Origin of the sequence: Ehrlichia minasensis (genome assembly GCF_004181775.1) — a bacterium.
In the GTDB taxonomy this organism is placed as follows: domain Bacteria; phylum Pseudomonadota; class Alphaproteobacteria; order Rickettsiales; family Anaplasmataceae; genus Ehrlichia; species Ehrlichia minasensis.
The window spans coordinates 1-9,484 of record NZ_QOHL01000033.1; the positions used below are offsets into that span (position 1 = coordinate 1).

The window sequence follows — 9,484 nt, forward strand, 5'->3', positions numbered from 1 at the left end:
TGTAGTAATGTTTCACCAGGTAAAAATTATAGATAAAATAGTAATGATGTATACATTGTTTTGACGCTGTTGCTTTTGATATGTCCTGTTATTGTTTGGCAGTGAGGTATAGTAGTTTATGAGAATTTATTGGCTCGGTCTAGTTAGTATACGCAAGTTAATATTATGAACATGCATGCGTGAAGGTTACAGCATATTTAAAAAGTTATAAGTAAAATGTAAAGAATGTATTCTATATTTATTGCATACTGCTTATTAATTAAGTATATTTTGTTATCATTTTGTAGTAGCAAATCATATTATAAGAGTTTACGGATTTGGTTTTGTGGGTGTACACAAATTAATACTGTGAATGTTAAGATATCTCAAATCTAATGAAGTGTTAATAAAAAACGCAAATGAGAAGGTGTATAGTTGCTGTTACTATTAAGTACTTGCTATTATTATTTTATGTCAGCAAAGCATATTAACTTTTTAGTGTTCTTTAACTGCATCTGATAGATATACACAAGTTAATACTGTAAATATGTATGCTTGTAATATTGCAACGAATATTTCAAATCCAATTAGAATAATGATAAATATCATAGGTAAAGGGGTGAGAAATATATTCATTTTTACTACAAATCCTGCAATTACTTTAATTATAGTATGTCCTGCTATCATATTAGCAGCGAGACGTATTGATAAGCTTACAGGCCGTGCACAATATGCAAATAATTCAATAAATACCATCATTGGAGCTAACCAACCTGGGGTACCTTTTGGTAATAATATACGTAAGAAATGAACTCCTTGATGTTTAAATCCTATGATTGTGACGCTAACAAACACTACCATGGATATTGCAAATGTTACTGCAATATGACTGGTAGCAGTAAATCCTGATGGTAGGATTCCTAATAAATTACATGTTGCAATAAACATGAATACTGTAAAGACCAGTGGAATATATTGTAATCCTTCTTTTCCTACATTACTTTCTATTGTTGATGCAATAAACTCATAGATAAATTCAACAATTGATTGTATTCCATTTGGGATGATACTTTCTTTCTTTAATCCAATGTAGCAAAATAGTGCGACCGAAATTGTCGATAGTACCATAAACAATGATGCATTGGTAAAATCTATGTTATACCCGGCAACGTTAGGTAACTTAAATATAGTCAGAATTTTAAATTGATCTAGTGGGCTTGCTGACATTTATGCTCCGTACAAACACAATATTGTTAATAAGAATTATTTGTATTTAATCATATCAACTGCAAAAAGTTAGTCAATTAGAGTTACACTGCTGTAAAGAATTATATATGGTTTTGTAAGTTCATGTATATTTATTTGGTAAAATGAAATTATAGTATTGTGTTATAAATGATAGGATTTCAGAAATAAGTAGAAGTATACTGATATGGTCTGCATAGATGTATGTTTTTAATCAATTACTTTAATCTTGTTACTTTGTATAATATGTTACTGTATGGAACTAGTGTTTGTAGATGTATATTATATAATAATTGACAGTTCTATATAGTTGTGTAGTTTGTTGATAGAGTTGATTCTATAAAAAAGATGTAAATCATAGGTTGATATGTACTTTAGTAAATAAAATGTTTTTTGTGTTACTAGTTTATTAGATAATATAAATAGCTGACACATTCCTTGTTTCTTATTATGTATAATGAATTTCTAAAGCAGATTTTGATTGATGAAAATTTTTGTGGGTTGGAATCAGTAGTTAATACTATAAAGAGTATACATATTGGTAGAGGAATAAGTAATGACATATGTGATATAGTTAAACAATATGGTAATAATGGTTTTATTGTAACGGACGTTAATATTGCACCTCTGTTGAGTAAATCTGTGTTGAATGGTTTTGAGCATTTAATAATACCGTATTTAGCTTCTGCTTCTCAAAAACTAGTAGAATTAGTTAAGGAGAAATCACAAGATTCAGATGTTTTGGTATCCTTTGGTAGTGGTACAATTAATGATATTTGTAAATATGTGAGTTATGTGACAAATAAGAGTTATATCTCATTTCCTACTGCTCCTTCCATGAATGGATATACATCATCTAATGCATCTATAATACTAAACAATGGGTATAAACAATCACTACAATCTCATTTACCTAAAGCAATATATTTAGATGTTGATATTATTGTCAATGCTCCAAAAAGATTAATAGTAAGTGGTTTTGCTGATTTTATTTGTAGATCTACAGTGCAAGCAGATTGGTTGTTGTCACATTTATTGTTAGGAAGTGAATATACTGAATTGCCGTTTTTAATCAGTAAAGAAAGTGAAAGTGCATTGATTGTTGATCACTTGGGATTAATAAGACGTGATGAATATAGTATTATGGTTTTAATGCAAGCTTTGCTTCTGTCAGGGTTAGGTATGTTTATTGTGGGAGGGAGCCAATCTGCTAGTCAGGGTGAACATATGGTTGCACATACAATAGAGCTTTTGCAAAGTGATATGTCTTTCTTCCATGGTGAATTTATTGGTGTAAGTACTATCACCATGGCGTGTTTACAGCATAGAATTTTGAAAGTGGTACCGAAACTTTATCCTACATTGATAAATGCTCAAAACGTGAAACAATATTTTCATATACAATATGCTGAGGAGTTTTGTGATATATTAGAGAAGAAATTTATTAATCAGCAAAGAGCAGATTACTTAAACAGCCTAATAAGTGATAAGTGGTCTTTTGTTGTTGAAAATATTAGAGAAAAGGTATTGTCTGATTTATTAATTAAGGAAATGCTAGTTAATATAGGATGTCCTAATAAACCAGAACATATTGGGTGGAACACTAGTAAGTATAGTAAGGTTATAGAGCTTGCATTTGTTACTAGGCAAAGGTTTACATTTCTTGATATTGCACATCATGCTAGGTTACCAATCATTGATGATATATAAGCCTTCAGTATATTTTAAGTTTTACTAATATTGTAGCGTTAAATAGGATGATTTTAAATAATGTGATAGTTAACTATTAATATATCTTTAACTTCCATAATATGTTAAATGTATTTGTATGATAATGAAAAGATTTAATGCTTACTGTAAATGAAATTGATTTAGATGATACAATTTTTAAATGTTTTCGTTGTTGGTGATTATGTATACTATAATACTTATAGTGCAATATTCATTTTGTGCTAAAAAAGTGTAAATAGCACTGGGTAAATTAGTGTTGTTGTGTATTATTGTAATCTATATGTATACTTCTTAATTATATGGTGGATTATAAGCATAAAATCCTGATATTTAACTGTTTTTTTATATGATAATCATGTTTCTTCTCATGATACAATAACTTTTTAAGTACAATATTTAAAGTTAGATTATATCTTAACTTGTATTGTGTTACTTTTAAGTAGATATATTTACAATACTTTTTTGTTTGTTATGTAAAAGTTGGATAGTTTTGGTTTACAATTATATAACTCCGCTAAAATCTTAGCTTTATTTAGTTAATAAGTATTGATAGATTTTTTTATTTCAGTTAGTGAGATCTGTTTTTACATTTCTTAAGTTTGTTTTATATGTATTGACTTCATTTAATTTACTATGTGATAAATCTGCGTTTTCTAAGTTTGCATTAGAAAAATCTACATTTTTAAGTTGTGAATTCTTAAAATGAGAAGATTGTAAATCTGCAAAGGAAAAGTTGACATTTTCTAATTTTAAACCTGAAAAATTTGCGTTCTTTAATATAGAACTTGAAAAATTTGAATTATTCAAGTTAATTTTTCTAAAATCAAAATTGGAAAAATTGACATCAAATTTTTTATTATTTGTTATAGTGTTCTGTAAAGATTTAAGAGATGTAATTGCTGTTTTAGGAAGTTCTGTTAAAATAAAGTTTTTGTTCTCAATCATTATTGTGTTTTCAGTGTCACAATTGTTGGTTACAAAATTAGTTAGAATATTTTTATAAATGCTTGATCCAGTTATATTTGAATTTTCTATCTTGGCAGATTCTAAATGATTGCTGAAAAAGCTAACTTTATGTATTTTATTCTTGTTAAATGTTGAAAAGTCAAGGTTGGTGTGACTAATATTACTGTTTTCTATTGTTGAGTTAGACCATATTGTATTTGTTGCAGTTACTTTATCATATGTACTGTTTTTAATGGTATTATGATCTATAATTGCGGAAGTGAGTTTGCTTGAATAAATACTGGAGTTATGCCATTTTGCGTTTCTTATTGATGTCATTGTAAGGTCTGAGTTTAGGAAAACTGTGTTGTTGATAGTTGTATTATTTAAGATAGCATACTTCATATTTGATTTTGTAACATGGGTGTTATTGAATAGAACTTCTTGCATATCTGATTCTTCCATGATGGCATTGATTAAGTTTGCGTTACTTAGATCTACGTTGGATAGTGTAGAATTTTTTAAATTTACACCAACTAGTGTTCCATTACTCATGCATACTTTGTGTAAGTTTGTATTATTTAGGTTGGTATAATACGCATCTACAAGGTGCATGTTTGTATGACTTAAGTCAGCATTCTGGAAATTTGCAAAGGAGATGTTTGATACTTCCATGTTACTGTGACTTAAATTGCTGCCTGTTGCATCTGATGAATCCAAATTTACTCCATACAAGATTGTATTTGTTAGGTTAGAAAATTGGATTTTTGAGTTGTGTAAGTTTGCTCCAAAAAAATTTGAATCTGATAAGTTACAATTTTGAATTAATATACTTTCACCTTCAATGTCATGAAAATTTGTTTTTTCTATTCTAGAATTAAGTATTGAAACTAATGTTAGCTCTGCTTCAGAAAAGTTTGCAAATGAGCCATCTATTTCTGTCAAAATAGAAAAGCGCATGTCTACATCACTAAAGTTTGTGTTGTTGATCTTTGCTTGTGTAATTATAGTTTTTTGTAAGTCTGCAGATGTAAAGTTTGCAAAATTTAGATTTGAATTTTTTATATTAGATCTGCTTAAATTGGCATTTATGAATGATGCTCCTTGCATATTGGTATCTGTGAAAGTAGAACTAGATAAGTTAGCTCTTGTAAAATTTGCATGTAATAGATTAACATTATTGAAGACTGACCCTCGAAGGTCTAAATCACTAAAGTCTGCTCCAGATAAATTATTGCCAAACTCTTTTCTAAAATCTAAAGGTATGCCTTTAGCATGGCATTTTACTATAAAACTTACAAAATCTTCTTTGGTAAGTGATGTACGTTTCACAGTAAAGAAGTTTTCTTGGTTTGTAGTGTCATCTTGTTGTTGATTTTGATTTGTTGCATTAGCATGACATATATTAGCGTTGAAGAATAAAGCACATATTATTAGAACTGTAAAATTGTATTTTATGTAATGCTTCATATTATATTTGTATAATCTGATAATGTAATATAGCTGATTATAAGTAATAAGTGTCATAAAATTGTTAATGTTAGTTTCTTAATTATATATTTTTTATTGCATATTAGGTATTAAAAGTTTGTGCTGTACTTAATTTTTGACATAACATACTTATGTAACTTTTCTTATGTATCTTAGCTTCATTATCAAATAACGGATAATATACTTGAAATTATATTACTGATAATAAGTTGTAAGTGATTTCTTGTGTTGGATATCTATATTTTGTTATTATATATCATAAAAATAGGTTGATATTTTATTTTATAATTCTCATAAAAATGTTTTATTTACAGTGTAAATATTACATCTGGTGTAGTAGCTTACTTGCAGATTGATAATGGATAATTAATATCATGTGGTTAAAATTGCTTATAATTTTTGTTCTGCCATTTTCTACAATGGTCTTGCTTGGTACATGGCAAATATTTAGATTGAAAGAGAAAATTAACATCATACATAGTATGCAAGATCCACCTTCTAAATTAGAGAATCATGATATAGTAAAACAGAATTATAAACATGTGAGTGTGAATGGAATTTTTGACAATAATTATAAATTTTTTGTTTTTGCTAAAACATTAGGTTATTACTTATTGCAACCGTTTCATTTAAGTGATGGTAGATATATATTAGTTAATAAAGGTACGGTATTGAATAAAGAAGATAAGTTTGAGCTTTTTGATACAAATTTACTTAGTATTCAAGGAATTTTATCATGTGATAGTAATAAAAAAGTAGGATGGTTTGTTAAAAATGATGTTGATGCTAATATTTGGTTTTGGTTTGATATAGAGAGTATGATGAAGCAAATTAATATACCTTTAGAAAGTTGTGTAATATGGGCTGATAATACTTTTGATGCTATCAACCCTAATGTTCCACTAAAAGTTAGAAATGATCATCTTGAATATATTATTACTTGGTACTTGTTGGCTTTGATATGGTTGGTAGGGTATGTATACTTGTGCTATTGTAAATAATATTTGGGATAGTATATAGATCTTGTATGTTAGATTTTTAATAAGTTATTTTATATTTGATATAAAGTATTGCACAAGTAATTGAAAATTTCTTAGTGTAGTACCTGATTTACTGTGTGTTTTGATATACGTAATATATTCGTGTTATTGCACTAGTCTGTAGACTGATGTATTTAATGTAAATTTATATAGTATTCTAGAACTTATTTAATGAGGGGTAGCTGCAGTAATTTGTTAGTTTTGATATGGTTGATAAGATATCTATACTACTGTAAATAATCTGGAAGGTAATGTATTGATAGCAATAATATTTTAGGAATGTTTTTGAATAAAGCGTATACACTGATTTACTATTGGTAATTTATGATGCATCGTTAGATTTTTTTTTGCAAATTTGTAATAGTACTATGACTACAAACATGCACCCACCAATTATTGCCATGAGACCACCAAGTGTGAAGCAGTGTTTTGCAATCTTTGATGCTGTATCAGGTAAATATGCTACTTTTCGTAAGGCTCCATATCCACCTAACCATTCTAATCCGGTTATATGTAAGAATTGTCCTAAGCTATATACATATATTTGTAAGTTAGTATAAAAGTTGTTTGTATTTCCAAAATTTAATTTTGGTAAGAGCCAATAAATAAATCCCATAAATGCAAGAGTCATACCAACAATAGATCCATGGTAGTGTGCAGGTATTGTTACATTTCCATGGATAGTCAATATGCCTAGTATACCGCCATAGCTAAATAGTAATGTTGTGCATATTAGACTATGATAATGATTCTTTAATAATGTTTTTAAATTAAATAGTGTTAATATGAAAACAAATATAGGAATTATTCCTCCAAGAGTACGCATATGCCATATGAAAAAGTCTATGGCAAATTGAGAATCAGATGGGTGATATATGTATACTATTGGTCCTATAACAGTAGATAAAGTGTTGATTATAAATATAGTATTGATTAAGTTTTTATTGAGTAGTTTATTATTTGTTCCAAGCATGATTAGATACACTATTAGTAATGCTTGACTAAAAGCCATTTGTAGTATATGTCCTCCTCCCCAAAATACGTTTTCATAGAATGATATTATAGAAAAGTAATTGTTTTTGTGTATTGTATAATAAGACATTGTAAAGCATAGGACAGCACATATGAATATTATTGAAATACCTTGAACTCCTAATGCAACATCTTGGTGGATTTTTAAATTGTGAGATTTAGTTGATAATATTGAATAAAAAAGTATGCTTGCAATGAATATTATTAATCCTGATAGAAAGCATGTGTTATTGATAACAGGTACATAGTTGTTTTTTATTGGTTCTGCATTGGGGAGGAATACGGATATCACCATTAAAAGTGTACCAATAAATGCAAGATAACACAAATATGTGAAGCATTTTGAATACTTGTGAGTGGAAATCATCAAACTTGAGATTATGGAGACAATAGAGGATGCCCATACTAATACTGATAGGTTGACATGTATTACTAGTGACGTATCGAAAACTTTATCTACATCCAAGATGAAAGATTTTGATATGGGGAGTCTAAGCAATATGACAAATATAGATAAAAGTCCAGATATTCCTAAGGCAGATACACCTAGCACCAGCCACTTATGACACAATTTTAAGTTATAGGTATTAACATTGAGCATTGGTGTAAACAACCTTACTAAAAGCTGAATTATAAATCTACTGTTAAAATACTCAAGAATATTTAATCTTATTCTGGATATAATTAATATTAAATTTAATAAGGCAACATTAGTACATTATGTTAGTATAAAGTACATGAATGAAAATAACTCATAGAATACAAGTAGTGTTTGTTATTTAGATACTGTATATTTGATGTTATATACTCAAGCAATATATAACTTTAATATAAATATTGAAGTTATTGAGATTATCATTATTATAGGGTGGGATATAGGATATTATGCATTATGGTTGATGATTTTAGAAGAACTTTACCTAATTTGTTAACTATATTGAGAGTATTTGCAATTCCTGCAATAGTGTATAGCTTTTATATTGGTGATAATAATTCAAATTATATAGCATTTATTATCTTTGTTTTTGCATGTGTTACAGATTTCTTTGATGGTTACTTGGCACGTATATGGAAAACACAATCTAAATTTGGGAAATTGTTTGATCCAATTGCAGACAAGCTAATTGTTGCTGCGACTGTAATTATGTTAATTTACATTGGTAAAATCACAGGTGTGACTATTATTCCTGTGGTAGTGATAATTTGTAGAGAAATTTTAATTTCTGGGTTAAGAGAATTTTTGATTTCCATGAATGTTGAACTGCCAGTGATTAAGTTGGGAAAAATCAAAACATTTATACAAATGGCTGCTATTGCTATGTTAATGTTAAATGATAGTTTGATATTGTATATTGGTGAAGTGATACTATATTTTGCGGCTGCATTGACTATATATTCTGCATATCTTTATGTCTGTATTGCGATAAAGTACATATGTTTGCAAGAATGATAGTCTTGTTTTAAGAATTCATCTAATGATTAAAGACACTATGTATTGTGCCACAAAAATCTAATATTTATGCATTAAGGAGTGATACTATAGAGCATGTGGTAGATAAGAATATGTACTATATGTCTTTAATTTTATATGTTCTAAAAAATATATTTTTCTGTGTATGTAAGAAAGTTCTTATAATCATTCGAATAAGAATAGTTTGCAAGTACTGTATTTGCAAGTCTAATGATGCATTGGAAAGTCTACTATAGAACATGTGGTTGATAAGAGTATGTGCTATATGTATTTGATTTTATATTGTTCTAAAAAATATATTTTTCTGTGTATGTAAAAAAGTTCTTATAATCATTCGAATAAAAATAGTTTGCAAGTACTGTATTTACAAGTCTAATGATGCATTAGAAAGTCTACTATAGAACATGTAGTTGATAAGAGTATGTACTGTATGTTTTTAATTTTATATTGTTCTAAAAAATATATTTTTCTGTGTATGTAAAAAAGTTCTTATAATCATTCGAATAAAAATAGTTTGCAAGTACTGTATTTACAAGTCTAATGATGCATT

6 protein-coding genes are annotated in these 9,484 nt (G+C 27.9%); 3 read left to right on the forward strand and 3 right to left on the reverse strand.

All coding sequences use genetic code 11. The features are described from left to right. Nucleotides 1-474: 474 nt before the first annotated feature. Entirely contained in the window at nucleotides 475-1,206 is a 732-nt protein-coding gene (locus DRF75_RS04685) for a F0F1 ATP synthase subunit A (protein WP_129992748.1), read from the reverse strand. 468 nt (nucleotides 1,207-1,674) lie between these two features. On the opposite strand from DRF75_RS04685, the gene DRF75_RS04690 reads away from it, so the two are divergent. Further along, entirely contained in the window at nucleotides 1,675-2,934 is a 1,260-nt protein-coding gene (locus DRF75_RS04690) for an iron-containing alcohol dehydrogenase (RefSeq protein ID WP_045170705.1), read from the forward strand. Between the two features lie 585 nt (nucleotides 2,935-3,519). Here the strand turns inward: DRF75_RS04690 and DRF75_RS04695 are convergent. Further along, complete coding sequence (locus DRF75_RS04695) at nucleotides 3,520-5,370, reverse strand: pentapeptide repeat-containing protein (protein ID WP_045170704.1); 1,851 nt, start codon at nucleotides 5,368-5,370, stop codon at nucleotides 3,520-3,522. 407 nt (nucleotides 5,371-5,777) lie between these two features. Here DRF75_RS04695 and DRF75_RS04700 point away from each other — a divergent pair, with 407 nt between their 5' ends. Then, nucleotides 5,778-6,392, forward strand: a complete 615-nt coding sequence (locus DRF75_RS04700; protein ID WP_240729895.1) for an SURF1 family protein — start codon at nucleotides 5,778-5,780, stop codon at nucleotides 6,390-6,392. A gap of 361 nt (nucleotides 6,393-6,753) precedes the next feature. Here the strand turns inward: DRF75_RS04700 and DRF75_RS04705 are convergent, their stop codons facing one another. Next, complete coding sequence (locus DRF75_RS04705) at nucleotides 6,754-8,064, reverse strand: cbb3-type cytochrome c oxidase subunit I (RefSeq protein ID WP_045170702.1); 1,311 nt, start codon at nucleotides 8,062-8,064, stop codon at nucleotides 6,754-6,756. 291 nt (nucleotides 8,065-8,355) lie between these two features. On the opposite strand from DRF75_RS04705, the gene pgsA reads away from it, so the two are divergent. After that, nucleotides 8,356-8,913: a CDP-diacylglycerol--glycerol-3-phosphate 3-phosphatidyltransferase gene (gene pgsA / locus DRF75_RS04710; protein ID WP_200887574.1), complete on the forward strand. Its 558-nt coding sequence runs from the start codon at nucleotides 8,356-8,358 to the stop codon at nucleotides 8,911-8,913. Nucleotides 8,914-9,484: the final 571 nt, after the last annotated feature.